We start from the raw sequence: 24,455 nt of genomic DNA, 5'->3' as shown, positions 1-24,455 counted from the left end.
GCTAGCGGCATGAGCACCCCGACGAAAGAGCCCCGTCGCATCTTGGCCCCGAACCCGTCGCCACTGACCGGTGCGGGCACCAACAGCTTTCTCATCGGCACGGACGAGGTCGCGGTGATCGACCCCGGCCCGGACGATCCGGCGCATCTGGCCGCGCTGGTCGAGGCGGCCGAGGGCACGATCAGCCATATCCTTGTCACCCACGCCCATCGCGACCACAGCGCCGGCGCCGCGACCCTGTCGCGGATGACGGGCGCGCCGGTCCTGGCCTTCGGCGACGCGCTGTCGGGACGTTCGGCCGTGATGACGCGTCTGGCCGAAGGCGGGCTTGTGGGCGGCGGCGAGGGGCTGGACATGCAGTTCCGTCCCGACCGCCTTCTGCGCGACGGCGATCTGATCGAGGGGCCCGACTGGCGTCTGATCGCCCTGCACACGCCCGGCCATTGCGGCGGCCATCTGTGTTTTCTGTGGGACGACCAGCTGTTCTGCGGCGACATCGTCATGGGCTGGTCCAGCACGATCATCTCGCCGCCGGACGGAGATCTGGCCGATTATTTCAGATCGCTGGACCGTATCGCCGCGTTGTCGCACCGCCGGCTGCTGCCCGCGCACGGAGAGCCGGTCGAGCACCCCATGCAGCGCATCGAGGAACTGGCAGCCCATCGGCGCGCCCGCACCGCCCAGATCCTTGCCGCGCTGCGCGCCGCGCCCGACGACGCCGCGGGACTTGCGCGCCGGATCTATGACATCCCGCCCCACCTTCTTCCGGCCGCCGCCCGCAACGTGCTGGCCCATCTGATAGCCTTGGCGACGCTCGGCGCGGTCCGCCCGGCGGGCGAATTCACGGCCCAGAGCCGCTTCGAGGCTTTGTGAAAAAATCCTGGCAATGCCTCTGGACGCCTCCCGGACGCATTGCTATATGGGCCGCGTGTTCCGGCGTAGCTCAGCGGTAGAGCAGTTGACTGTTAATCAATTGGTCGTAGGTTCGATCCCTACCGCCGGAGCCATCAATTTCAAGGACTTGGCGTACGCTCGCCAGGTCCTTTTTCTTTTTGGGGGAACGCTGGGGGAACGGGTTGCGCGTCTCAGCCCTTCAGCTTCGCCCGTGACAGCCCGGTTGCGCAGGACGGTGAGCATGTCACCTGAACCGTCAGATACGCATGAAGGTGACGCCGCAGACCGGGCAGGGCTTGGGATGGCGGATGCGCCGGCTTGCCGCGTGGCAGCGATGCCCGCAATAGATCTGTTTCGGTGCCCCGAAAAACCCCGCGCCGCAGCGCCTGCGCGTTCCCTTGTGATTACCGACATTTCCAGCCGCGCCCCGGTCCGCGCCCCGTGCCCCGCGTCATCCGTTGCGGGGCGGCCATGGCGTGTCGGGCAGCCCGGTCGCCGGTTCGCCCAGCAAGGGGGACGTCAGCGCATAGACCCCGTTGATGGCAAAGGCCCAGATGATGTTGCGGTCGTATTCGACGAAGACGGCAAAGACAGCGTTATCGTTTACCCATTCCGGCACCTCGTCGGGCGACGGAAAGCCCGGAACGTAATAGCCGGCGATGGTGGGGTTGGCCGGGTCGGCGACGTCGAAGATCTGGATGCCCGCGTTGTAGAAGGCATAGACCGCGATCCCGTCGCGTCCGCGTCCGGGCTGGTCCATCCCTCCGGATCGCTTCGGACCGAAACTGCCGCGCCGCTGGCAATAATCCGAAAATGACGCCTCTGCGGGCGGGGTCGGGCGCGGGAACGTGGCCGCGACGACCGGATTTTCGGGATCGCTGACATCGATCGAAAAGATGTCCTTGTAGGGCTCGTAACAGTTCGAGTTCATCGGATAGCCGTTCGAGAAGACGTGCCGCGTGCGCGCATACTGGCTGACATCGACATTGTCGAACTCGGTCCCGGCAAAGCTGGGCGCGACCTGAAGATCGCCCAGCACGACCGGATCGGTCGGATCGCTGACATCGAAGGTCCAGAACCCAAGACCGCCCATGCCGCCGAAACCGATCCTGCCGCCATCCTCGATGGGGGTCGGCAGGGCAAGCGGGTTGCGCGAGCCCATCCACGACGTCCGGTTACCCGCGCGCGGATTTTCCAGATAGGCCGCCACGTCCTGCGGATCGTCGATGTCCTGGCCCGGCACCGAAAGCTGGCTGACGAATATGGGGTCGGACGGATCGCTCATATCCCAGATCTGGAAACCGGGTGAGTGCAGGTAATCGGGATATTCCGTCAGCGCGAAGCTGTCGTCCGGCGCGGCGGACAGGATCATGTATCGCCCCCCGGTCCATGCCGGCGCATCCAGAGAGCCCGATCCCTGCTGTCGGCCGACGGGCGCATCCGGATCGGTCAGGTCGGTCGTCCGCTCGGCGATCAGGGTCCAGTCGTCCGGGGTCGGGCCGTCCATCTGATAGACCCGAAATCCCTTCAGCGAGGTGTAGTTGCGCACCAGATCGACCCCGTCGGGATCCTCGGTCTTGCGGCCCATCACGCCGAAACGCCCGACCTCGTACGAGGCGACCAGCACGTGTTTTTGCAGATCCTCGCGCCAGGCGACCGTCATTCCGCCGAAATAGTCGGTTACGTTCGTGCTGTCGAACTCCTCGCTGGAGCCGTCCGGCCCCCAGACGCCGCCCTGGCTGTAGACCTCGACCGCGTGGGCCGGGTCGGTGATGTCAAGGATGCGCATGTAATCGCGGTCATGGGCGTAAAGATACCGCTTGCCGTCCATGTCGACCACATTGGCCCAGGCGTGCCAGGGCGATGTGACGGTCGGATAGAAGGCCAGCACATCGACATTCTTGGCATAGGAATTCTGGTCCCACCCCGCAAGCTGGCCGGGAAAGCCGGGGGCGGAGTCCGACAGCGGCGAGGCGGTGGGCGCAACGAAAGCGCCGCCCTGCCCGATCATGCCGTAATCGACGCCCGGTTCCGGCGAGGCCGGAGGATTGTGCGGCGTGAGGTCGAACCAGCGCTGAAGGATCGGGTCGCGGATATCGGCGGGATCAGCCGCGCCGCCCTGCCCCTCGGCCAGCGCGGCGGTCGCGCAAAGACAGCTTGTCAGGATCAGCGACCGGCGCACAAAACTGAAAGACATGGTTACTTCTCCCTAAAGCTTTCCCTGATTGCCGAGCATTTCCAGGATGCCCCACCTTGGCCTGAGCGGCAGGATATGATCGGCGGCTGGCGACGAACAATCCCTGAAATCGGGGGAAAATGTCGGCGATGGCGCGCTCTCAAATTCGCTACAAAGCAAACGCCAACACGCCCGCTATCGGTTTTTCGAATGTCCAGTTCGCGGATGATCTGTCGCGCGGCGCGTCTGCCTTGCGTAGAAAAGAAGGTAAAGGACCGAACCGGCTGCGACACGCGACATCCGCAGGACTGCGATCGTCGATTGACCGCCGCCCGGGCGTGGCGGATCAATGGCGACGATCCGGCATGCGCCGCGGCGAACCGGATGACGGGCCGAGGTCCGAAACGACATTGCGAAGCGAGGAGCGTAACTTGTCCGATTTCTCACAAACACGACGCCAGTTCGACCTGCCCGAGGGCATGATCTATCTGAACGGCAATTCCCTTGGTCCCATGCCGTCCGCGTCGGTCGAGGCGATGACGCGCTTTCTGAACGACGAATGGCGGACCGAGCTGATCAAGGGCTGGAACACCAAGAACTGGTTCATGCAGACCAACACGCTTGGCGATCGGATCGGGCGTCTGATCGGCGCCCAGCCGGGCACGACGGTGGTGGGCGACACGCTGTCGATCAAGGTCTTTCAGGCGGTGGCTGCCGGCATGGCGCTGGTGCCCGACCGCAAGGTCATCCTGTCCGACAACGGCAATTTCCCGACCGATCTTTACATGGTCGAGGGGCTGATCCGGCTGAAAGATGCGGGATACCAGCTGCGCACCCCCGATCCCGAAGCGGTGCTGGACAACATCACCGAAGAGGTCGCGGTGGTGATGATCACCGAGGTGGATTACCGCACCGGCCGTCGCCACGACATGAAGGCGATCATCGACAAGGCCCATTCGGTGGGCGCGGTGGTGGTCTGGGACCTGGCCCATTCGGCCGGCGCGGTGCCGGTCGATGTCGGCGGGCTGGACACGGATTTCGCCGTCGGCTGCACCTATAAATACCTCAATGGCGGTCCGGGCGCGCCCGGCTTCATCCATGTCGCGCCACGGCTGCTTGAGACGGTCGAGCCGTTCCTGTCCGGCTGGTACGGTCACGAGGCGCCGTTCGCCTTCGATGTCAATTACCGTCCGATGCCGGGCCGGATCGAACGGATGCGGATCGGCACGCCCTCGATTGCCGCCTTTGCGCTGCTGTCGGCGGCGCTTGATATCTGGGACCAGGTGGACATGGACGCGCTGCATCGCCGTTCGGTCGAACTGTCGGAACTGTTCATCCGCGAGGTCGAATCCCGCTGCCCCGATCTGCGTCTTGTCAGCCCGCGCGACCCGCAGGCGCGCGGCAGCCACGTGTCCTTCGCCTTCGGCCAGGGCTATGCCTGCATGCAGGCCCTGATCGCCGAAAACGTCATCGGCGATTTCCGCGCCCCCGATGTCATGCGCTTCGGCATCACGCCCCTGTTCATCGGCGAGGATGACATCATGGGTGCCGTGGACACGCTGGAGCGCATCCTGAAGGAAGAACGCTGGAAAGAGGAACGGTTCCAGAAACGCTCGCTGGTGACATGACTGCGCGGAACATCCTGTTCATCATGTGCGATCAGCTCAGATGGGATTATCTGGGCTGCACCGGCCATCCGTCGATCCGCACGCCCAATATCGACGCGCTGGCCGCGCGCGGGCTGCGCTTCGACCGGGCCTATGTGCAATCGCCGATCTGCGGCCCCAGCCGGATGAGCTTTTACACCGGGCGCTATGTCCGCAGCCACGGCTCGACCTGGAATATGGTGCCCCTGAAGGTGGGTGAGCGGACGATGGGCGAATATCTGCGCCCCCTGGGCCTGCGCACGGCGCTGTGCGGCAAGACCCACATGACCGCCGATCTTGAGGGGATGCAGCGGCTGGGGCTGTCGAAGACGGAAGGCATCGGCGCGCTGCTGTCCGAGTGCGGGTTCGAGGTTTGGGACCGGCTGGACGGTGTGCATCCGACCGGCGGCAAGATGCCGTCGCATTACAACCGCTATCTGGCCGACGAAGGGTATGAGGGTGAAAACCCGTGGCAGGACTGGGCGGCCGCCGCCGAGGACGCGGACGGCACCCTTCTGTCGGGCTGGCTGATGAAGAACGCCAGACATCCCGCGCGCGTCCGGCTGGAGGATTCCGAGACGAACTATACCACCCGCCGCGCGATGGAATTCATCGACAAGGCCGGCGACACGCCTTGGTGTCTGCATCTCAGCTATATCAAGCCGCACTGGCCCTATATCGCGCCGGCGCCCTATCACGACATGTATTCGGCCGAGGATGTGCCTGACGCGATACGCGACCGGGCCGAGCGTGTGGACCCCCATCCGCTGCTGGCGGCGTATCAGGCGCACCGCACGTCGAAATGCATGTCGCGCGACGATGTGCGCCGGACGGTCATCCCGGTCTATATGGGGCTGATCACCCAGATCGACGACCAGATCGGCGAGTTGATGCGGCATCTTGAGGCGACGGGCCGCCTTGATGAGACGCTGATCGTCTTCACCTCGGACCACGGCGACTATCTTGGCGATCATTGGCTTGGCGAAAAGGAACTGTTTCACGAACAGTCGGTCCGCGTTCCGCTGATCGTCGTCGATCCGGACGCCCGCGCCGACGCGACCCGCGGCCGGGTCAACGCCGATCTGGTCGAAGCGATAGATCTTGTGCCGACCTTCATCGAGGCGGCGGGCGGCGAGGTGCCCGACCACATCCTTGAGGGGCGTTCGCTTTTGCCGCTTGTGCATGGAGCGACGGAATGGCCGCGGGACGCGGCGATTTCCGAATACGATTTCGCCTTTCGCGAGGCCCGGACCCTTCTTGGCCGCGATATTTCCGACTGCCGGGCGGTGATGGTCTTCGATGGACGCTACAAGCTGGTCCACGTCACGGGCCACCGGCCGATGCTGTTCGATCTTCAGGCCGATCCGCAGGAATTCGTCGATATCGGAAACGACCCGGCGTCGCGCGGTTTGCGCGACCGGCTGGAAAAGCGGCTGTTCCGATGGATGGAGCAGTTGCGCACCCGCACCACGATGACGGATGCGCGCGTCGATCAGCTGACCGAGATCGAGAAGGATGAAGGCATCTGGATCGGTTTCTGGGACGAACAGGATGTCGAACGCGCCATGAAATCCCCGAAAGGCAGGTCCTGACGGAGTAACGACCATTCGCAGAAAACTGGGAGGAACCATGAAACTGCATATCCTTGGAACGGTGGCCACCGCCGCCATCGCGCTGCTTGCGCCGCTGTCGGCACAGGCGGAATATCCCGAAAAACCCGTCTCGTTCGTCGTGCCCTGGCCGCCGGGCGATCTGGCCGACATCACCACCCGGATCATCGCCGATGAGTTTCAGGCGACCTACGGCGTGGCCTCGGCGGTGCTGAACAAGCCCGGCGGCGGCGGCGGGCCGTTCCCCGGCGCGGTCTATTTCGCCCAGCAACCCGCCGATGGCTATACGATCGGCGCGCTGGTCAACGCGATCCCGGCCTTTGGCGACCAGGTCGGGATTCCGCAGCTGAACCCCAACCCGTTCGAGCCGCTTGGCATCTATCTGACCTATCCGTTCGTGATTGCCTCGCGCGGCGACCTGCCCTTCGATTCGGTCGAGGGGTTGGCGGAATATTCGCAGGAAAATCCGGTCGTGTTCGGGCATTTCGGATCGAAACTTCTGCCGACGCGGGCGACATTCGCGCTGGCCGCGACGACGGGCATCGAATTCGCCTCGAACGCGGCGTTCGATGCGCTGGATTGCAACACGCTTGCCTCGGGTGATGTCGATGTGATGACGGTGACCGTCCAGACGATCCTGCCCTGCATCGACAGCGTGAATGTGCTGGCGGCGTTCGGCGATACCCGCCTGCCCGTCGCCCCCGACGCCCCGGCGGTCGCGGAGATCGTGCCGGACCTGAACCTGTCGCTGTGGAACGGTCTGTTCGTGCACAAGGACACGCCGCAGGACATCCGCGACAAGATCACCGAGGTGGGCAAGAAAGCCGTCGAATCGCAGCGGATGCAGGACATTGCCGAACAGACCGGCGCGCTGATCCGCTGGAAGACGAAGGAAGAGGCCGATGCCCAGATCGCGTCGGACAAGGCGGCGCTGGCCACGATCGAGAAGCTGCTGCAGTAACGCGGCCTTGGGGGAGGAGAAGACGTCATGCCCAGCAACGCCACCGGGTTCCTGAAGTTTTTCCGCCGCGAAAGGCGGCGGGGCGATTTCGTCTTCGCCACGGCGATGCTTCTCTTCTCGCTTTTCCTGCTTGTCAGCTTTCCCTTTCAGACCACGCCGGCCGAAGGGACGGTGTGGTCTGCGCAGCCGACGCTGTGGCCGGCGGTCGGCGTGTTCGGCATGGTCGTTTTCGCCGCCTTCAACCTGCTTGGCTCGGTCCTGTCGCCGCGGATTCCGGGGCGGCTGGCAGAATTGCGGGTCTGGCTGGGATTCGTGGAATATGCGGCGTGGTTTCTGGCCTTCGTGCTGCTGGTGCCGCAACTGGGCTATCTTCCGTCAAGCATCCTGATCGCGGTCGGGCTGTTCTGGCGCAGCGGTTACCGCAGCCCGCGCATGCTGTTGCTTGCGGCGCTGTCGGGCATCCTGATCGTCTTGCTGTTCAAGGTCGGTCTGCGGGTGAACGTGCCGGGCGGCGCGATCTACGAGCTTTTGCCGCCCGCTTGGCGCAATTTCTTCATCGTTTATCTGTAAGGGGACAGCCGTGGACCAAGTGCTGCCAGCCCTGGGGCTTTTGTTGCAACCGGCCGTGCTGGTCGCGTTGCTGGTGGGGTCCGTCGGCGGCGTCGTCATCGGCGCGATCCCCGGCGTGGGACCCGCGGTCGCCATCGCGATCCTGCTGCCGACCACGTTCATCTTCGATCCGCTGGTCGGGCTTTCGCTTTTGCTGGGGATCTACGGCTCGTCGATGTATGGCGGCGCGATTCCGGCGATCCTGATGAACACGCCCGGCACGGCCGTCAATGCGCTGACGACCTATGACGGTTATCCGATGACGCGCCGGGGGCAGGCGCAACGGGCGCTTGGCCTGGCCTATTCGGCGTCCTTTTTCGGGGCGATGGTGTCCATCGTCAGCCTTGTCGTGCTGATGCCGGTGCTGACAAAGGTCGCGCCGATGTTCGGCTCGCGCGAGATTTTCCTTGCTGCGCTGTTCGGGGTCATCCTGGTGATCCTGTCGCATCGCGGTCAGGTCTTTGCCGCCGGGATGATGGCCTGTTTTGGCATCCTGCTGAACACCGTCGGGATGGAGCCGATCAACTATACGCAGCGGTTCACGTTCGGCCAGTCCTGGCTCAGTTCCGGGGTCAATCTGGTGGTCGTGGTGCTGGGGCTGTTCGCGCTGAGCCAGGCGTTCCTTTTGCTGTCGGGGTCGGACGATCATGTGGAACCGCAGAAGGTCCGCGGCAGCGTCTTCAGCGCCATGCGCGAGGTCTGGCAGCACAAGCGCATTGCGGGCGTGTCGTCGGCCTTCGGCGTCGGCGTCGGCATCATCCCCGGCGTGGGCGAGTTCGTGTCGCAGTTCCTGGCCTATTCCTATGCCCAGAGAACCTCGAAAACGCCCGAACAGTTCGGCGACGGATCGCCCGAAGGGCTGATCGCGTCGGAATCGGCGAACAATTCGGTGCCGGCTGCGGCGCTGATCCCTCTGCTGGCGCTTGGCGTGCCGGGCGAGGCGCTGACGGCGATGATGCTGGCCGTGTTCTATGTCCACAACGTCGTCCCCGGCCCGCAGCTTCTGGCGGAACGGATGGATTTCGTCATTGCGCTGTATATCGCGCTGCTGGTGCTGAACATCTTCGCGCTGGCGTTCCTGCTGATGTCCACCAGGCTGCTGGTCCGCGTGATCAGCATCCCGAACCGGATCATCGGCGTTCTGGTGCTGATGTTTTCCTTCGTGGGCGTCTATTCGCTGCGCAACTCGATCACCGACTGCCTGATCGCGACGGCGTTCGGCCTGTTCGGCGCGATCCTGAAGCGTCTGAACGTGCCCATCGTGCCGATCATTCTGGGGATGGTGCTTGGCGGCATCATGGAGGCCAAGTTCCGCAGCGCCATGGCGCGCATCCAGTCGCCGATGGACTTCTTCGACCGCCCGATCTCGGCGGTGCTGGTGCTGGCCATCATAGGCATCCTGGTGATGAGCCTGCGGTCGGCGTGGAAAAAGCACGCGGAAAGCGCGGAGTGATCGCGTGACGGCAGGCGCGCCGGCCGGTGGCCCGAAGGCCCGCTGACGACGCGCCGTCCGGACCGCCCGGCCCCGCCGCCGTCAGATCAACGCCGTCGACAACACCGGGAACCGGCTCAGCAGCAGCAGCACCGCCGCGACGGCCACAAGGAACGGCCACAGCGATTTCAGGACCTGTCCGGGGTTCGTCTTGCTCATCGCCGCCGCGATATACAGGCCGACGCCGACCGGCGGGGTCAGCAGGCCCAGAGCCAGGTTCAGGCAGACGACGACGCCGAAATGGAACGGGCTGATGCCGTAATGCGCGATGGCGATGGGCAGCAGGATCGGGGTCAGCAGGATCAGCGCGGCAATGCCGTCGATCAGCATGCCCACGAACAGCAGCATCACGTTGATGATCAGCAGGAACACGAACGGATCGCTGGTGACCGAGGTGATATAGGCGGCCAGCTTCTGCGGCAGCGCCTCGTAGATGATGACCCAGCCAAAGACATTGGCCGCAGCGATCATGAAGATGATCATCGACGCGTTCACCGCCGTGCGCCGGAACACGCCGAACAGCGCGGACGGTTTCAACTCGCGATAGACCAGCCAGCCGACCAGAAACGCGATCAGCGATGCGACGGCGGCGGATTCGGTGGGCGTCGCGATGCCCAGCAGGATGCCGCCCACGATGGCAATGGGGATCAGCGTGGCGGGAAGGCAATACAGCAGCGCCGAGGCCGCCTCGGACGCGGTGAACCATTCGCCCTTCGGAAACCCCTGCACGAAACCGATCGTGGCGATGACGCACACCACTGCGAATGCCAGGATCAGGCCGGGCAGGATGCCAGCCAGGAACATGTCGCCGATGGGGATCTGGGCCAGGACGCCGAAGATGACGAACATCATCGACGGCGGGATGATCGGGGCCAGCAGCCCGCCCGCCGCCGTGGTCGCGGCCGCGAACCCGCGATCATAGCCTTCCTGTTCCATCTGCGGGACCATCGCCTGCGCCATGACGGCGATCTGGGCGGTGGCCGAGCCGATGATGGCCGCCATGAACATGTTGGCCAGCAGGTTGATATAGGCCAGCCCGCCGCGAAATCCGCCGACAAAGACCCGCGCCGCGTTGATCAGGCGGCGCGTCATCCCGCCCTCGTTCATCAACTCACCCGCCAGCATGAACAGCGGAATCGCCAGCAGGCCGTAATTCTCGATCCCGGCGAACATCTTCTGCGCGAAGCTGTCATACAGGACCGTGTTTCCGCTGGCCCAGATATATCCGATGGCGGTCAGCGCAAGAACCAGCGCGACCGGGACCGACAGCAGCAGCAGCACCAGGAAAAGGACAGGGGTCATCAGCTTGCTTCCACGTTGACGCGGTCGGCCGGCCGCGACAGGTTTGCCACCGCATGCAGCGTCGCACCGGCCGAGAACAGCCACACCACGATCCAGACCCAGACCTTGCGGATGCCCAGTGTCGTGGTCGGTTCCGAATAGATGAACTTGAACGTCTCGCTTTGGAACGCGCCGATGTCAAAGCCGCTGCGCAGCAGCATGTCGGGCGCGAACCACTGCCAGCAGAACCAGATCATCATCAGCGCAAAGCCCAGCACGATCAGATCGACCAGCCTGACGGCGATCTTGCGCAGGCCCGGCGACAGGGCGTCGGTCACGATGGTGACGGCCACGGCGCTGCCGTGATGGACCGCGGCGGAGGCGCCCAGAAAGGTCATCCAGACCATCGCATAGATGGCCAGCTCATCGGTCCAGAACAGCGCCGCGCCAAGGCTGCGCGTGACGACGTTCAGCAGGATCAGGATGGTGATCGCGACGGCCAGAATGGCCGCCGCGCCAAGCTCGATCCGCGCCCAACCGGCGGACAGTTTCCCCAGCATCGGGTTCTCCCTGCAGGCCCGGCCGAAACGGCGGCGCGATTGCCGCCGTCGGTCGCGGTGTCAGTTCGCGGTTTCCCGGGACACGTTGCGCAGATCGTCGAGGGCCGCGGATTTCTGCGACCAGATCTCGTTCCATTTCTGGACCGCATCGGCAAAGAACTCCTCGTCCACGATCTTGTAGGTCTTGCCGGTGCCTTTCAGATCCTCCAGCCAGACGGGTTCGGCCTCGACATAGGTGTCGATGGTGCTGTCCACGTGCCGGGCCATCAGCTCGGCGATCATGGTGCGGTCCTCTTCCGACAGGTCGGCCCAGACCCGGCCCGATACCAGACCGACCATCGGGAACATCATGTGGTCCGATTGCAGGATCGTGTCGGCGTGTTCATAGTATTTCAGCGCCCAGATAAGTTCGGCGTCCATGTCGATGGCATCGACCTGGCCGTTGGCCAGCGCGTCATAGACATCGGGCAGCGGCATCGGCGTCGGAGCCGCGCCGATCGCGTTGTAGAAATCCAGGATCGGGGCGAATGGCGTGATCCGCGTCTTCGATCCGGCCAGATCCTGCACCGAGTTCACCTCGCCCCGGCTGACGATCTGGCGCAGACCGCCCATGCCGAAGGCCGTGCCGACCGCCCCGACCTTGCCGGGCAACTGTTCCAGCAGGTCTTTCGCCACGTCGCTGCGCAGGATGCGTCCGGCGTGGCCGACATCTTGCGCCAGGAAGGGCGCATAGAAGGCGCCAAGATCGGGCGCCCGGTTCGACACTTCGGCCACGGTCATGAACGCCATGTCCAGCGCGCCGGTCTGAAGCTGTTGCAGCATCTCGGCCTCGTTGCCAAGCTGGCTGGCCGGAAAGACGGTGACGCTGTGCGCACCGCCGCTTTCCTCGGCCAAGTCCTCGGCAAAGCTTTGGGCGGCCTTGGTCCAGATATGCGGCGGCGGCGTGATCAGACCAAGCCTGAAATCATTCGCAGCCGCAACGCTTGCGGTCGCGCCGAACGCCAGGGCGACGACGCAGTATTTCAGTCCGGTGGCAAAGTGTTTCATCTTGTTCCCCCTGCGATGGTTTGCCTGTCGCACAAGCGCGTCTTGGCGGCGATCAAAGCTGGACCCAGCCTTCGGGCGGCTTGCCCTTGCCGGGATGCACGGTGCCGCAATTCGGGCAGGTGCGGGCCTCTTCGCTGTTGTGGAAGGCGTCATAGATCTTGGGCAGCGCGCTGACGATCCCTTCGGCCCCGTCCAGCGTGACCTCTTCGCGGTGCACCCGTCCGCCGCATTCGAAGCAATACCATTCGAAGCCTTCGACCATTCCCGGCTGGCGCGGCGCCTCGACCACGATGCCAAGCGAGTTTTCCTGCGGCCGCTGCGGCGCGTGGCGGGTGTGGGGCGGCATCAGGAACACCTCGCCCTCGCGGATCGGCACGTCATAGATCTTGCCGCCATCGGCGATCTTCAGCATCATGTCGCCCTTCAGCTGGAAGAACCACTCCTCGACCGGGTCGTCGTGGAAATCGACGCGGGTGTTCGGCCCGCCGACGACCATGACGATCATGTCGCCTTCCTTGTGAAGAAGCTGGTTGCCGACCGGCGGTTTCAGCTTGTCCTCGTTCTCGGCGACCCATTTCTGGAAATTGAACGGTTTCAGTGTCGGATGATCAGCCATCGAAGCCTCCCTTGGATCAGTTGGGCGGGCGCGCGTTCCGATATCCCGCAACGCCCAGCCTAGGTCAGGCGGGGCGATAAGAATAAGGGGATTCGCCGAAAATGGATATCACGATTGCTGATACCCAAACGTCAGGCGAACAGGATCGCGGTGCCGATGGCGGCGGCGGTGCCCGCAAGGACCAGACGCCGGCGCGGGATCGTCTCGCCCGGAAAGAAGGCAAGGACAAGGACCGCCGAGAAAAAGACCTCCAGCGTGCCCAGAACGGCGACGACGGTGACCGAGGTGAATTTCAGCGCAAAGAACTGCAGCGTCTGCCCCACGCTCAGCGCCACGGCGGTGGCTGCGTGCCAGACGCCGCAATCGCGCAGCAGATACCGCATACCGGCCACCGCACCGCGCCGCACGAACGCGGCCGCAAGAAACCACACGCCACCGACAATCGCGCCGGTCAGTGTGCCCAGGGCGGCATCGGGCAGCGTGTCAAGGCCAAGGCTGCGCAGCGTATAGGCAAAGGCATAGAAGAAGGCCGAGGCGGTGCCCAGCACCATCCCCGCATCGAACAGCCGCGCGGACTTGCCCGCCGGCGACCGCCAATACCACAGCACGCCGACCATGATGATCGCGCCGCCGGCCAGCGTCGGGCCATCGGGGATCTCGGCCAGCAGCAGAAAGGCGCAGAACAGCGCGAAAACCGGCGTCAGCCGCCGCAGCAGGCTGGCGCGCACCGCGCCGATGCGTTCGGTCGCGCGATACATGGTCAGCCGGCCCAGCACGGTCGAGAACAGACCGGCCAAGGCAAAGATCGCCAGCGCGCGCAGATGGCCCGGCTCGGACAGGCGGTGCAGCGGCACCTCGCCCCAGCCCAGCCACAGCGTCCATGTCAGCAGGGCGGTGGCCATGACCGACAGGAACAGGCCGTTATCGCCGCGCGCCGTCGCCTGGCCCTTGACAATGGTGACGCCGGCGATGCCATAGGCCATTGCCGCCAGCAGGGCGAAAATCTCGCCGGTCACCCTTTCGTCCCCCGCCGCGGCGGAGTTACAGCGTCAGGCCGCAATCCTCGAACGCGGCGCTGGTCGCGGCCTTTTCCGCCTCGGTCAGTTCCAGCATCGGATGGCGCACCCGTCCGCCGACCTGACCCAGCAATTCCTGCCAGTATTTGCCATGCGCGGTGGGCTTGCCGCCGGGTTTCGTCCGGTGGATCGCCTCGCGCACGGGGTTCAGGCTGTCGCGGACGCGCCGCGCCTCGTCGAATTTGCCGGCAAAGGCCAGTTCGGTATATTCGTGCATCCGCCGGTCGTTCTTGGTCTGCAACTGATAGGGCGGGGACGAGCACAGATACAGCTGCCAGCCCAGCTCCTCGATATTGTCCAGCCATTCGACCTCGGACGAGGTCGAGACCAGGATCTTGTCTCCGACCATCCGGGTCAGGCGGGCATACATCTCTCTGGGGACGGAATATTTGATCGCCATGATGTTGGGCAACTCGGCAATGCGGGCGCAGGTTTCGGGTTCCATCAGATAGCCGCTGTCGGGATGGCTCCACATGGCGATGCCGATATCCAGCCGGTCGCAGAGATGCTTGTAATAGTTGTACAGCACCTCGTCGCGCTCGGTGCAGAAGCTCAGCATCGGGGCATGGACCACGACATAATCGGCCCCGCAATCCTGGGCATGACGGCCCAGTTCCAGCACCGTGTCCACGTTCTGGTCCGAGATCGACATGATCGTGCCCGCCTTGCCGGCACATTCCTCGACCGCAAGGGTCATGTTGCGCTTGCGTTCGTCAAGCGACATCGACCAGAATTCGCCCTGCTTGCCGGCGATGAACAGCCCCTGAATCCCCAGATCGTCGATCCAGTGGCGGATATTGCTGCGCAGCCCGGCCTCATCCAGTTGCAGATCCGCATCGAAGGGGTTCAGCGCGGCGGCCCAGATTCCGCGCATGGTCTCGCGCGCATGGGCCTTGGCTTCGTGCTTGGCATAGTTCATGGCAGCCGCCTTCCTGTTCGATTGCATCGGTCGGACCTGTCGGGACGGCAGGTCGGGTTTGCGGGCATTCAGTCAGGACTTGGCGTCGAAGCCAAATGTTCTGCGACGAAGTCGGTATCGAAAAAATGCATACCGGAGCGCGGAAGATTTGCCTTTTGCGGTTTTCGCGGTGATGAAAGGATGGTGGGAAAAGGGAGGCGAGGATGAAGATTGGCCTGATCGGACACGGTGCCATCGCCGGATATGTGTCGGCGCAGCTTGGATCGCGGGGCATTCGGCCGGCCGTGTTCCTGATGCGCACACGGCGCGCGCTGGACGGGCAGGACGCGGATGCGATGCAGGTGACGGAGGCGCGGGATCTGCCGGAGGGACTCGATCTGATGGTGGATTGCGCCGGGCACGCCGGGCTTGCCGCGCATGGGCCCGCGATCCTTGCGGCGGGGATCGACCTTGTCAGCGTCTCGCTTGGGGCGCTGGCGGATCGCGACCTGCACGACAGGCTGGAAGACGCGGCGCAGCAGGGCGGTGCGCGGCTGCATCTGGCCAGCGGCGCCATCGGCGCGCTGGACTGTCTTCAGGCCGCGCGGATCGGCGGGCTGGATGAGGTGACCTATATCGGGCGCAAGCCGCCGGCGGGATGGAAGGGATCGCCGGCCGAAACGGCGCTGGACCTGGATGGTCTGACCAAAGCCGCCGAACATTTCGCGGGCGACGCGCGCAGGGCCGCCACCGAATACCCCAAGAACGCCAATGTGGCGGCGGCGGTGGCGCTGGCGGGCACCGGGTTCGACGCCACCCAGGTGCGCCTGATCGCCGACCCCGGCATCAGCGCGAACATCCACGAGATTCACGCCTCGGGTGCCTTTGGCCGCTTTTCGTTCCGCATCGAGGGAACCCCCCTGCCCGACAGTCCGCGCAGCTCGGCCCTGGCCGCGATGAGCGTGGTGGCCGCCATCGAACGGCAACGCGCCACGATCGTCATCTGAGGGGCGCGCCGATGGCCTCGCCGCAATCCCGCATCGTCGAGCGCGCGCTGACCCGGCTGAAACTGCGGCAGTTGCGGCTGCTGGTGGCGGTGGGCCGCCACGGAAACATCCGCAACGCCGCGCAGGAGCTGGGCATATCGCAGCCCGCGGCCACCAAGATGATCCAGGATCTGGAACTGGATTTCGAGGTCGAATTGCTGCGCCGCACCAATCGCGGCGTCATCCCGACCGTCTCGGGCGAGGCACTGATCCGGCACGGCAAGCTGATCTTTGCGCAGGTGTCGAACGCGGCACAGGAACTGGACGATCTGAACGAAGGCAGCAGCGGGCGGGTGGTGATCGGCACCTTGCTTGCGGCCTCGCCGTCGCTGCTGCCGGTGGCGGTGGCGCGTCTGCTGGCCGAGCGGCCGAACGTCGCCATCAAGATCGTCGAGGGCACCAACGAGATCCTGATGCCCGCGCTGATCTCGGGCGAGATCGACATGGTCGTGGGCCGCCTGCCCGTCTATCGCCACCGCTCGACCGTCGTGCAGGAAAAATTCTTCGATGAACGCGTGGTGATGGTGGCCGGCCCCGATCACGCGCTGGCCGGCAAGCCGGTGGTCACCCCCGACGAGATCAACGAATTCGGCTGGATCCTGCCCCCGAACGAGACAACGTTGCGGCGTCAGGTCGATCAGTTCTTCATCCGGCAGGGGAAATCGGCGCCGAAGCTGACAATCGAATCGGTCTCGTTCCTGACCAATCGGGCCTTGCTGCGACGAAACGAGGTTCTGGGCCTGATGCCCGCCGATGTCGCGGCGCTGGATGTCGCAGCCGGGCTGCTGGCGCAGATCAACTGGACGGTGCCTTTTGGCGCGGGTCCGGTGGGGGTGTCCCATCGCGGCGAAGACAGCCTGTCGCCGGCGGGGATGGCGTTTCTGGACCTTCTCAGATCGACCGCGCAGCAACGCGAATAGCCCGATATCCCACGCGGTATAACGCAAGCCGATATCTGTATTTCGCCAATTCACTTGATCGCAAGCCCGCCAGCATGTGTCATCGGTCCGACAGAACATTTGGGCAAGCGAGATTGACATGACCTCCTATCCGGATCTGAAGCTTTATATCGGGGGCGAATGGCGTGACACGGAAAACCATCTTCCGGTCGTGAACCCCGCCACGGAAGAAGAGATCGGACGCCTGCCCCACGCCGAGATCGCGGATCTCGACGATGCGCTGGCCGCCGCCGAGGACGGGTTCCGCATCTGGCGCAACACCGCCCCGCGCGACCGGGCGAATGTCATGCTGAAGGCCGCCGCCCTTCTGCGCGAACGGCAGGAAGAGATTGCGCGGTCCATCACCGCCGAACACGGTAAGCCGCTGACGCAGGCGCGGCTGGAGGTGATCCGGGGCAGCGAGTTCATCGAATGGGACGCGGGCGAGGCGGTGCGCACCTATGGCCGCGTGATCCCGTCCGCGCCCGGCGTCCGCTATGTCGTGCATCACCAGCCGATCGGCGTGGTGCTGGGCCTGTCGCCCTGGAATTTCCCGATGAGCCAGCCTTGCCGCAAGATCGCGGGCGCGCTTGCGACCGGCTGTTCGATCATCCTCAAGGCGGCCGAGGAAACCCCTGCCGGCGCGCTGCACATCGTGCGCGCCTTTCACGATGCCGGGCTGCCGCCGGGGGTGCTGAATTTGGTCTTCGGCACGCCGGCGACGATTTCGGATCACCTGATCCGGCAGGACCCGGTGCGCCTTGTGGCCTTCACCGGCTCGACCGCCGTGGGTCGCCACCTGACCACGCTGGCATCGGAAAACATGACCCGCGTGCTGATGGAGCTGGGCGGCCATGCGCCCGTGATCGTCTGCGAGGATACCGATGTGGAACGCGCGGCGATCACCAGCGCCGTGCGCAAATATCGCAATGCCGGGCAGGTCTGCACCTCGCCCACGCGCTTTTTCGTGCATGACAGCATCTTCGACCAATATGCCGAGAATTTCGTGAAACGCGCCGCCGCGACCACGGTCGGCAACGGCATGGAAGCCGGGATCGAAATGGGTCCGCTGGCCAATGAACGCCGCGTGCCGGCGCTGTCCGATCTGGTCGAGGATGCGCGGGCCAAGGGCGCCGAGGTCCGCACCGGCGGCGGGCGGATCGGCAACAAGGGCTATTTCTTCGAACCCACAGTGCTGGTCAACGTCCCCGACGATGCGCGGGTGATGCAGGAAGAACCGTTCGGCCCGCTTGCCGTGATCAACCCCGTCTCGTCGCTGGACGAAGCCATTGCCAAGGCGAACTCGACGCCCTTCGGTCTGGCCGCCTATGGGTTCACCAACCGCGCCGACTATATCGACCGCATGACCGACGAGATCGAGGCGGGCAATGTCTCGTTCAACACGCTTGAGGCGTCGTTGCCCGAAACCCCGTTCGGCGGCGTCAAGTCCAGCGGCTATGGCCGCGAAGGCGGGATCGAGGGTCTGGACAACTACATGATCGTCAAGAACATCTCGCACAGCATGCAGATCGTCTGACGCCCTGCGCGCTGCCATTCTTCAGTAATTCAATCTCGCCGGACGACACATCTTGTCCGGCGAGGTTGTCATTCTGGGGAAAACGCGCTGCGCAGCACCTTTTTTCAGTCTTTGCCCGTCACGGGGCGCTTATGACGTGAAACTGTCTTCCGCTCACAGAACAAAGCCCACGATTGCCAGAACGATGACCACAAGGCCGACGATATAGATGATGCTGTGCATGGTCGGATTCTCCCTTCAATATGCAGGCCGGTTGCGCCTGCCCTGATCGCCAACGGCTGACATCCCCTTGGGTTCCCGGCTTTTTCTTGCGCGGCCGGTGCAACCGTTCGCGGCTTCCAAGGTTGTGGGCAGGACCACGGCACGGGAAGGCGGCGATGCGCGGAACATCCAGACTGTTGACGTTTCTGCTGCTGCTGTCGCTGGCGGCGTGCAAATTCCCCGCCGATCCCGAAGGAACCAGCGACGAGGTGCGCGGTGCCGTGCTGAAGGTCGGGGCGCTGACGCAGTTGCAGGATGCGGACAAAGGCGCCATCGACCAGATCGCCCGCGCCTTCGATGCCGAATTGCAGGTCGTGCAGGATGATCCGCACCGCCTGTTCGTCCTTCTGGAACAGGGTCGGCTGCACATCGTCGCAGGCCAGATTCCCGAAGATACGCCGTTCCGCCACTCCGTCGCGCTAAGCGATCCGGTCGGCACGCTGACCCTGAACGGCAAGACGAAACAGCAGGTCCTGGCGCTGCGCCGGGGCGAGAACGCGTTTCTGGTCACCGTGAACCGCGCGCTGCAAGAGGTCGCACCATGAAGGATATCCCCGACGACATCCGCAAGACGCTGGACCGCGCCGAACGTCTGGAATGGTGGAGCCTTGGTTTCCTGCTGAGCATCATCGTCGTCATGTACTTCGCGATGGGGTCCAGCCAGGCGATGAAGACCGCCTGGATCGAGGACACGCTGAGCCTGATCCCGCCCATCCTGTTCCTGATCACCCGCAAGATCGAAACGAAACCGCCGACGCGGTTCTATCCCTATGGGTTTCACCGGGTCGGCTCGTTGGGGTTCTTTCTGTCGGCGACGGCGCTTAGCGGGATGGGCGCGTTCCTGATCTACGATTCCGGCTCGGCGCTGCTGCTGCGCGAACACCCGACCATCGGCAATGTGCAGTTCCTGGGACTGGATGTCTGGCTGGGCTGGCTGATGATCGCCGCGCTGATTTATTCCATCATCCCGCCCGTGATCCTGGGCCACAAGAAGCTGCCGCTCGCGCACAAGGCCATGGACAAGATCCTGCACACCGACGCCCAGATGAACGCCGCCGACTGGAAGACGGGCGCGGCCGGCATCGCCGGGATCGTGGGGATCGGGTTCGGCTTCTGGTGGGCCGACGCGGCCGCGGCGGGCTTCATCGCCATCGACATCCTGCGCGACGGGCTGCGCGCCATGCGCATCTCGGTCGCGGAACTGCTGGACGGCGCGCCGCGCAAGCTGGACAGCCCCGACATTCACCCCCTGGTGGACCGTCTTGGACAGCATCTGGAACGGAACGCATCCGGCATGACCGTCAAGATCCGCGAGACTGGCCGCTTCGTCCGCGCCAGCGTCGAGCCAGATTCCGGACGCGCCCTGCCCGAGGATCAGGCACGCCGGATTGGCGGCGAGGACGACGCCTGGCGTCTGATCGCCGTGAACCGCACGTTGACGCAGGAATTGCCCGCAACGGGCGCCGACCGTTCCGAAGGGTCCGCTGCGCCCGACTGACCGACGCCGGTGCAACCGCGCGCGCCGGCAAAACCTGCCGATCGCGACGATGACACAAGTTCCTGCTTCCCCCCTCCACGAGACTGCGAAATCCAAGGAACCTCTGTCACCCGACCGCGTTTAGACCCCGACACCGAAACACAATACGGAGATGCTTCGACATGCGTTTGACAACTTCTATTGCCGCCCTGATGCTGACCGCCGCCCCCGTCCTGGCGCAGGATGCGGGCAACGCCTATCGCACGATGGATGCCAATGACCTTCTGGCCAGCGAATTCATCGGATCGCGCATCTACACCTCCGAGGCCGAAACCGCGGCCGACATGGACGCTGTCGATGGCGCACAGGCCGATTGGGAAGATTTGGGCGAGGTGAACGACCTTGTGCTGTCGCGCGACGGCTCGGTCAGTTCCGTCCTGCTGGACATCGGCGGCTTCCTGGGCATGGGCGAAAAGCGCGTGGCCGTGAACATGGACCAGCTGAAGTTCATGACCGACGAAGGCACCGAAGATCCGGACGACTATTTCATCGTCCTGCCCTCGTCCCGCGAGGCGCTGGAGCAGGCGCCCGCTTATATGGATGAGCAGACCGAGGCAGCCGCGACCGACGCGGCGGCAACCGACAACGCCACCGTCGTCACCAATGACACGGCAACCGACAACGCCACCGTCGTAACCAATGATACGGCCACGACCGATCCGGCCGTCGCACCGGTTCCTGCGGCCGAACAGGCCGATGCCGACAACACCATGGTCACCCCGCGCGAAGGCTATACCGCCGTGGCGTTGGAAGACCTGACCGCCGAGGATCTGACCGGTGCGTCGCTCTATGGTGCCAACGACGAAAGCATTGCCGAAATCGAGGACCTGGTCCTCAACGAGGACGGCACCACCGTCTCGCAGGCCATCGTCGATGTCGGCGGCTTCCTGGGCATCGGCGCCAAGCGCGTCGCCCTGCCGGTCGAGGATCTTCAGATCATGCGCGATGAGGGTGGCGATGTGCGCGCCTATGTCGGTATGACGAAGGAAGAGATGGAACAGCTTCCCGAATACGAGAACTGAGACTCGACTGCGGGGCAGAAACACCGCCCCGACCTGACCCAAACAACCCGGCCCCCATGGGCCGGGTTTTTTGCGTCCCCGCACATTCAAAGCAGGTCTTCCAGCTGCCGCTCGATGCGGCGGCGTTCCCGCCGGCGCCTGATCTGCCGCGCATACAGGCTGTCGGCGCGAAGGCTGATCCTATCCTTTCCGGAACGCTCGATCCCGAACCCGCGCCGCGCCGCGACGATACTGGTCGTGGCCGCCGTGACCGCGACGACGGTGATTTCCACATGCGTCAGATCGCTGGCATCCCCATGCTGCGACGCTGACGGACGCGCCCGCCGCAACAGCGTCTCGAACTGGCCGATATCGACGAAATCCCCCGATTTCAAAGGCATCTGCAACGTCACCTGATCGGACGAGGTGCGATCCTCGAACCTCACCTCGGTGCGCTCGGCGACCGATACGGTCCGCTCATCCGCCTCCGCCCGGCTGCGCAGCAGGATGTCGAGGATATAGATCGGCTCGAAGCCCAGATTGCTGACCAGGATCCGCCCCGACAGATCGCGCGCCCCCGCCAGCGTGATCAGGATCTCGGACCGCCGCTGCCGCCGCAGCCCCGAGACCAGAATATGCAGATAGATCACCCAGACCAGCGCGGTCACGATACCGACCGAGGCCTGCACGAACGTGCTGTGATCGCTGATCCACTCGAACATGGGTCCGGATTAGGCAAAACCCGAGGCACGGGCAAGCGCGGAAAGGCGCGCGAGGAAATGCCGCCGATCCTGCGCCCGGCAGCACGCAAGATGCCACCCCCTGCCCGCCCCTTGCGCCAATTTCGCGCAACAGATAAGCGACACCCGTCGGAGGCGTGGCAGAGTGGTTGATTGCACCGGTCTTGAAAACCGACGTGGGTCAACGCCCACCGTGGGTTCGAATCCCACCGCCTCCGCCACTTGCCCCTGCGAAAGCGTTCTCCCCATCCGGCTGCCGCCGGATTTTTCCGTTGTTTTCGAAGGTTATGCAGGAGGGGCTGTTAACCGGCCTACGCCCCGAAGGGCGGCCACGCGTTCTCTCCGGGCCGATATTCTCCGGACCTGTTAACCGCCGCGCTTTCGGTGAACAGCTTTAAATCATTGCTTTCAATTGATCTTTCGAAGTCCGTGATGCACGCGATTTGGAAAATTCATCTGGATGGCGGATGGAACAGAGATCGAACGCCGCCCGTTGCGCGCTGGTTCGGCTGCGGCTGGGACCAATCTCACCTCAGCCGCTGTTCGTGCTTTGTGCTGAGTCAACCGCGTGTTACCGTTGTGAAAAAGTGTGAGGCGAGCAGTTGGCCCAGAAGTCAGACATCGAATGGACGGACGCGACGTGGAACCCGGTGACGGGCTGCACCAAGGTCGGTCCCGGTTGTGACAACTGTTACGCCGAGCGGTTCGCAGAGCGCTGGCGTGGAATCCCTGGACACCCCTACGAGCAGGGCTTTGACCTGACACTCTGGCCGTCGAGGCTGAAGCAGCCCGTGCTCTGGAAAAAGCCGCGGATGATCTTCGTGAACTCGATGAGCGACCTGTTCCACAAGGACATCGACCGTACATTCATCGACGCGGTGTTCGACGCCATGGAGCTGGCGGACTGGCACGTCTACCAGGTGCTGACCAAGCGCAGCTCGCTCATGCGCAACTACGTTCGGAAGCGGTATGATGGAGGGCCGATCCCTCGGCACATCTGGCTCGGCGTTTCTGTCGAGGACGCCGCGCACGCGAGCCGGATCGAGCACCTGAAGCAGATCAATTCCGACGCGCGCTTCATCTCGTTCGAGCCGCTGCTCGGACCGGTCGGGGATGTCGATCTGCAGGGCGTCGCTTGGGCCATCGTCGGGGGGGAGAGCGGGCCCCGGGCTCGGCCCATGGACGAAAGCTGGGCCCGCCAGATACGGGACATCTGTGACCGTGACGATGTGGCGTTCTTCTTCAAGCAGTGGGGCGGTGCAAGACCGAAATCCGGCGGGCGCCTTCTCGACGGTGAAGAGTGGAATGGTTTTCCCTGGCAGATCGTTCCCGAACCTATCATTCGCGCCCTGCAGCCCGAGGATGCCTGATGCCGCCCAGGATAGAAAACTATCACGGGCGCGAGCAGTCCTTCATCAAGCATCTGTTTCTCAACAATTATCTCGAGTCCGCAGCCTACAAGCTGTTCCAAGGCAGATCGCCGGTCTTCAACTTCGTGGACGCCTTCGCGGGCCCTTGGCGGGTATCTGACACTAACAGGTATTCCGACGCCTCGTTTTCTCAGGCCATCGAAACATTGGAAACGGTTCGGCGATCTTTGCTCGATATGGGACGTCCCGGCCTCAAGGTCCGTTTTCGGTTCTGCGAACGGAACCCTGTATCCGTCGCGAAATTGCGGGAGTTCGCAGCCCAGAAGCCGGAGTTCGACATTCAGGTGTTCTCAGGCCAGTTCGAAGACAACCTCGACGGCATACGCACTGCCTGCCGGGACGGCTTCACCTTCACATTCATCGATCCAACCGGCTGGAATGTTGAATCCGCCAAGGTTTTTGAGTTCCTGCGGAGCCTGAACGGCGAATTCCTTTTCAACTTCATGGCTGAAGAGGTGAACAGGCACGCTGGCTGGGATGGAGTTGCGGCATCCGTCGGTCGTTTCCTAGCGGATCCTGCTTGGAAGGATGCATTCGAGGCGATGCCGGAGGGCTCGAACGAGACCAAGATCCTGCAGCTCCTGAAGGCCAAGATGAAGGAGGCCCGGGTCGCCACCTACCTGACCGATATGGCTATCCGAAAGCCGCGTGAGGATCGCATCAAGATGCGGCTCATACTTGGCACTCATAGTGGGATCGGCGTCGAGGTTTTCCGGACCGTTCAAGAAAAGGTGGAGAAGGAAGCTGTCCGCACGCGCCACGCCATCCAGACCGAGGAAAGCAGGCAGTCGCAGCTGTTTCCAGAGGACCAGATCATCGCGTTCGAGACCGATCGCGACGGGGTCGGATGCTCTGCTCATGTCGGTTGGGCGACCGAACTCCTGTTGCAGACGGTGTCACAGAGACCGGGGATCGCGTTCGGGCCACTTGCCAGTGAGGTGATGGAGCTAGTGCCGGTGCGGACCACACATCTCAACAAGATCGCGACGACTAACCGAAAGGCCGGCTTGCTGCGTTTCGACCTCCCAAATGGCAAACGGACGCCGAGCCCAGATACAAGACTCTGGACCGGAACGGCGTCGGACAAATAGGCCGGCTG

22 protein-coding genes and 2 tRNA genes are annotated in these 24,455 nt (G+C 64.1%); 16 read left to right on the top strand and 8 right to left on the bottom strand.

Annotated elements, in window-relative coordinates; genetic code table 11:
- Nucleotides 1–9 precede the first annotated feature (9 nt).
- Nucleotides 10–873 (top strand): MBL fold metallo-hydrolase, encoded by an 864-nt coding sequence (locus tag JHW45_RS07060; protein WP_272860181.1) that lies wholly within the window; start codon nt 10–12, stop codon nt 871–873.
- Between the two features lie 59 nt (nt 874–932).
- Nucleotides 933–1,007: transfer RNA gene (locus tag JHW45_RS07055), tRNA-Asn, on the top strand.
- Between the two features lie 338 nt (nt 1,008–1,345).
- Here the strand turns inward: JHW45_RS07055 and JHW45_RS07050 are convergent.
- Nucleotides 1,346–3,091: an LVIVD repeat-containing protein gene (locus JHW45_RS07050; protein ID WP_272860180.1), complete on the bottom strand. Its 1,746-nt coding sequence runs from the start codon at nt 3,089–3,091 to the stop codon at nt 1,346–1,348.
- Between the two features lie 410 nt (nt 3,092–3,501).
- On the opposite strand from JHW45_RS07050, the gene kynU reads away from it, so the two are divergent.
- The 5 genes from kynU to JHW45_RS07025 are packed head-to-tail and all read left to right on the top strand — an operon-like array spanning nt 3,502 to nt 9,349.
- Nucleotides 3,502–4,698, top strand: a complete 1,197-nt coding sequence (gene kynU, locus JHW45_RS07045) for a kynureninase (RefSeq protein WP_272860179.1) — start codon at nt 3,502–3,504, stop codon at nt 4,696–4,698.
- Complete coding sequence (locus JHW45_RS07040) at nt 4,695–6,308, top strand: alkaline phosphatase family protein (protein WP_272860178.1); 1,614 nt, start codon at nt 4,695–4,697, stop codon at nt 6,306–6,308. The genes kynU and JHW45_RS07040 overlap by 4 nt, the downstream gene beginning before the upstream one ends.
- Before the next feature lie 37 nt (nt 6,309–6,345).
- Nucleotides 6,346–7,287 carry a Bug family tripartite tricarboxylate transporter substrate binding protein gene (locus tag JHW45_RS07035; RefSeq protein WP_272860177.1) on the top strand — a complete coding sequence of 314 codons (942 nt, stop codon included), beginning with the start codon at nt 6,346–6,348 and terminating at the stop codon, nt 7,285–7,287.
- 27 nt (nt 7,288–7,314) lie between these two features.
- Nucleotides 7,315–7,857: a tripartite tricarboxylate transporter TctB family protein gene (locus tag JHW45_RS07030; protein ID WP_272860176.1), complete on the top strand. Its 543-nt coding sequence runs from the start codon at nt 7,315–7,317 to the stop codon at nt 7,855–7,857.
- A gap of 10 nt (nt 7,858–7,867) precedes the next feature.
- Nucleotides 7,868–9,349: a tripartite tricarboxylate transporter permease gene (locus JHW45_RS07025; RefSeq protein WP_272860175.1), complete on the top strand. Its 1,482-nt coding sequence runs from the start codon at nt 7,868–7,870 to the stop codon at nt 9,347–9,349.
- An 81-nt stretch (nt 9,350–9,430) separates the two neighbouring features.
- Here the strand turns inward: JHW45_RS07025 and JHW45_RS07020 are convergent, their stop codons facing one another.
- The 6 genes from JHW45_RS07020 to JHW45_RS06995 form a co-directional block, all read right to left on the bottom strand.
- On the bottom strand, nt 9,431–10,690 hold the full coding sequence (locus JHW45_RS07020) for a TRAP transporter large permease (RefSeq protein WP_272860174.1): 1,260 nt from the start codon (nt 10,688–10,690) through the stop codon (nt 9,431–9,433).
- Nucleotides 10,690–11,229, bottom strand: coding sequence for a TRAP transporter small permease (locus JHW45_RS07015; protein ID WP_272860173.1), 540 nt, complete (start codon nt 11,227–11,229; stop codon nt 10,690–10,692). The genes JHW45_RS07020 and JHW45_RS07015 overlap by 1 nt, the downstream gene beginning before the upstream one ends.
- Before the next feature lie 60 nt (nt 11,230–11,289).
- Nucleotides 11,290–12,276, bottom strand: a complete 987-nt coding sequence (locus JHW45_RS07010; protein WP_272860172.1) for a TRAP transporter substrate-binding protein — start codon at nt 12,274–12,276, stop codon at nt 11,290–11,292.
- Between the two features lie 52 nt (nt 12,277–12,328).
- Complete coding sequence (locus tag JHW45_RS07005; RefSeq protein WP_272860171.1) at nt 12,329–12,892, bottom strand: 3-hydroxyanthranilate 3,4-dioxygenase; 564 nt, start codon at nt 12,890–12,892, stop codon at nt 12,329–12,331.
- 131 nt (nt 12,893–13,023) lie between these two features.
- Complete coding sequence (locus JHW45_RS07000) at nt 13,024–13,908, bottom strand: DMT family transporter (protein ID WP_272860170.1); 885 nt, start codon at nt 13,906–13,908, stop codon at nt 13,024–13,026.
- Between the two features lie 25 nt (nt 13,909–13,933).
- Nucleotides 13,934–14,887, bottom strand: a complete 954-nt coding sequence (locus JHW45_RS06995; protein WP_272860169.1) for a dihydrodipicolinate synthase family protein — start codon at nt 14,885–14,887, stop codon at nt 13,934–13,936.
- A 203-nt stretch (nt 14,888–15,090) separates the two neighbouring features.
- Here JHW45_RS06995 and JHW45_RS06990 point away from each other — a divergent pair, with 203 nt between their 5' ends.
- The 6 genes from JHW45_RS06990 (at nt 15,091) to JHW45_RS06965 (ending at nt 21,207) form a co-directional block, all read left to right on the top strand.
- On the top strand, nt 15,091–15,873 hold the full coding sequence (locus tag JHW45_RS06990) for an aspartate dehydrogenase (protein ID WP_272860168.1): 783 nt from the start codon (nt 15,091–15,093) through the stop codon (nt 15,871–15,873).
- Between the two features lie 11 nt (nt 15,874–15,884).
- Nucleotides 15,885–16,832: a LysR family transcriptional regulator gene (locus JHW45_RS06985; protein ID WP_272860167.1), complete on the top strand. Its 948-nt coding sequence runs from the start codon at nt 15,885–15,887 to the stop codon at nt 16,830–16,832.
- 118 nt (nt 16,833–16,950) lie between these two features.
- Nucleotides 16,951–18,387, top strand: coding sequence for an NAD-dependent succinate-semialdehyde dehydrogenase (locus tag JHW45_RS06980; RefSeq protein ID WP_272860166.1), 1,437 nt, complete (start codon nt 16,951–16,953; stop codon nt 18,385–18,387).
- 398 nt (nt 18,388–18,785) lie between these two features.
- Nucleotides 18,786–19,193, top strand: a complete 408-nt coding sequence (locus JHW45_RS06975) for an enoyl-CoA hydratase (protein WP_272860165.1) — start codon at nt 18,786–18,788, stop codon at nt 19,191–19,193.
- Nucleotides 19,190–20,146 carry a cation efflux transmembrane domain-containing protein gene (locus JHW45_RS06970; protein ID WP_272860164.1) on the top strand — a complete coding sequence of 319 codons (957 nt, stop codon included), beginning with the start codon at nt 19,190–19,192 and terminating at the stop codon, nt 20,144–20,146. Before JHW45_RS06975 ends, JHW45_RS06970 begins: the two co-directional genes overlap by 4 nt.
- Nucleotides 20,147–20,307: 161 nt before the next feature.
- On the top strand, nt 20,308–21,207 hold the full coding sequence (locus JHW45_RS06965; protein WP_272860163.1) for a PRC-barrel domain-containing protein: 900 nt from the start codon (nt 20,308–20,310) through the stop codon (nt 21,205–21,207).
- A gap of 86 nt (nt 21,208–21,293) precedes the next feature.
- Here the strand turns inward: JHW45_RS06965 and JHW45_RS06960 are convergent, their stop codons facing one another.
- Nucleotides 21,294–21,908 carry a hypothetical protein gene (locus tag JHW45_RS06960; protein ID WP_272860162.1) on the bottom strand — a complete coding sequence of 205 codons (615 nt, stop codon included), beginning with the start codon at nt 21,906–21,908 and terminating at the stop codon, nt 21,294–21,296.
- Between the two features lie 149 nt (nt 21,909–22,057).
- Here JHW45_RS06960 and JHW45_RS06955 point away from each other — a divergent pair.
- The 3 genes from JHW45_RS06955 to tcmP all read left to right on the top strand — a co-directional run bounded on the left by JHW45_RS06955 (nt 22,058) and on the right by tcmP (nt 24,447).
- Nucleotides 22,058–22,147: transfer RNA gene (locus JHW45_RS06955), tRNA-Ser, on the top strand.
- A 381-nt stretch (nt 22,148–22,528) separates the two neighbouring features.
- Nucleotides 22,529–23,296, top strand: coding sequence for a DUF5131 family protein (locus JHW45_RS06950; protein ID WP_272860161.1), 768 nt, complete (start codon nt 22,529–22,531; stop codon nt 23,294–23,296).
- Nucleotides 23,296–24,447 carry a three-Cys-motif partner protein TcmP gene (tcmP, locus tag JHW45_RS06945; protein ID WP_272860160.1) on the top strand — a complete coding sequence of 384 codons (1,152 nt, stop codon included), beginning with the start codon at nt 23,296–23,298 and terminating at the stop codon, nt 24,445–24,447. Before JHW45_RS06950 ends, tcmP begins: the two co-directional genes overlap by 1 nt.
- The last annotated feature ends 8 nt before the right edge of the window (nt 24,448–24,455 follow it).

It is taken from the genome of Paracoccus stylophorae, from assembly GCF_028553765.1.
GTDB lineage: Bacteria > Pseudomonadota > Alphaproteobacteria > Rhodobacterales > Rhodobacteraceae > Paracoccus > Paracoccus stylophorae.
The sequence above is the reverse complement of the archived record's forward strand: the minus strand, read 5'-3'. Positions and strand labels throughout refer to the sequence as shown.

What these genes read in the sequence shown, in the direction of transcription:
- JHW45_RS07030 (WP_272860176.1), top strand. Translation starts at nt 7,315, where the DNA reads ATGCCCAGCAACGCCACCGGGTTCCTGAAGTTTTTCCGCCGCGAAAGG.
- JHW45_RS07020 (WP_272860174.1), bottom strand. Translation starts at nt 10,690, where the DNA reads ATGACCCCTGTCCTTTTCCTGGTGCTGCTGCTGCTGTCGGTCCCGGTC.
- JHW45_RS06970 (WP_272860164.1), top strand. Translation starts at nt 19,190, where the DNA reads ATGAAGGATATCCCCGACGACATCCGCAAGACGCTGGACCGCGCCGAA.
- JHW45_RS06965 (WP_272860163.1), top strand. Translation starts at nt 20,308, where the DNA reads ATGCGTTTGACAACTTCTATTGCCGCCCTGATGCTGACCGCCGCCCCC.
- JHW45_RS06990 (WP_272860168.1), top strand. Translation starts at nt 15,091, where the DNA reads ATGAAGATTGGCCTGATCGGACACGGTGCCATCGCCGGATATGTGTCG.
- JHW45_RS06995 (WP_272860169.1), bottom strand. Translation starts at nt 14,887, where the DNA reads ATGAACTATGCCAAGCACGAAGCCAAGGCCCATGCGCGCGAGACCATG.
- JHW45_RS06985 (WP_272860167.1), top strand. Translation starts at nt 15,885, where the DNA reads ATGGCCTCGCCGCAATCCCGCATCGTCGAGCGCGCGCTGACCCGGCTG.
- JHW45_RS06980 (WP_272860166.1), top strand. Translation starts at nt 16,951, where the DNA reads ATGACCTCCTATCCGGATCTGAAGCTTTATATCGGGGGCGAATGGCGT.
- JHW45_RS07060 (WP_272860181.1), top strand. Translation starts at nt 10, where the DNA reads ATGAGCACCCCGACGAAAGAGCCCCGTCGCATCTTGGCCCCGAACCCG.
- JHW45_RS07010 (WP_272860172.1), bottom strand. Translation starts at nt 12,276, where the DNA reads ATGAAACACTTTGCCACCGGACTGAAATACTGCGTCGTCGCCCTGGCG.
- JHW45_RS07015 (WP_272860173.1), bottom strand. Translation starts at nt 11,229, where the DNA reads ATGCTGGGGAAACTGTCCGCCGGTTGGGCGCGGATCGAGCTTGGCGCG.
- JHW45_RS07050 (WP_272860180.1), bottom strand. Translation starts at nt 3,091, where the DNA reads ATGTCTTTCAGTTTTGTGCGCCGGTCGCTGATCCTGACAAGCTGTCTT.
- JHW45_RS07040 (WP_272860178.1), top strand. Translation starts at nt 4,695, where the DNA reads ATGACTGCGCGGAACATCCTGTTCATCATGTGCGATCAGCTCAGATGG.
- JHW45_RS07005 (WP_272860171.1), bottom strand. Translation starts at nt 12,892, where the DNA reads ATGGCTGATCATCCGACACTGAAACCGTTCAATTTCCAGAAATGGGTC.
- tcmP (WP_272860160.1), top strand. Translation starts at nt 23,296, where the DNA reads ATGCCGCCCAGGATAGAAAACTATCACGGGCGCGAGCAGTCCTTCATC.
- JHW45_RS07035 (WP_272860177.1), top strand. Translation starts at nt 6,346, where the DNA reads ATGAAACTGCATATCCTTGGAACGGTGGCCACCGCCGCCATCGCGCTG.
- JHW45_RS06960 (WP_272860162.1), bottom strand. Translation starts at nt 21,908, where the DNA reads ATGTTCGAGTGGATCAGCGATCACAGCACGTTCGTGCAGGCCTCGGTC.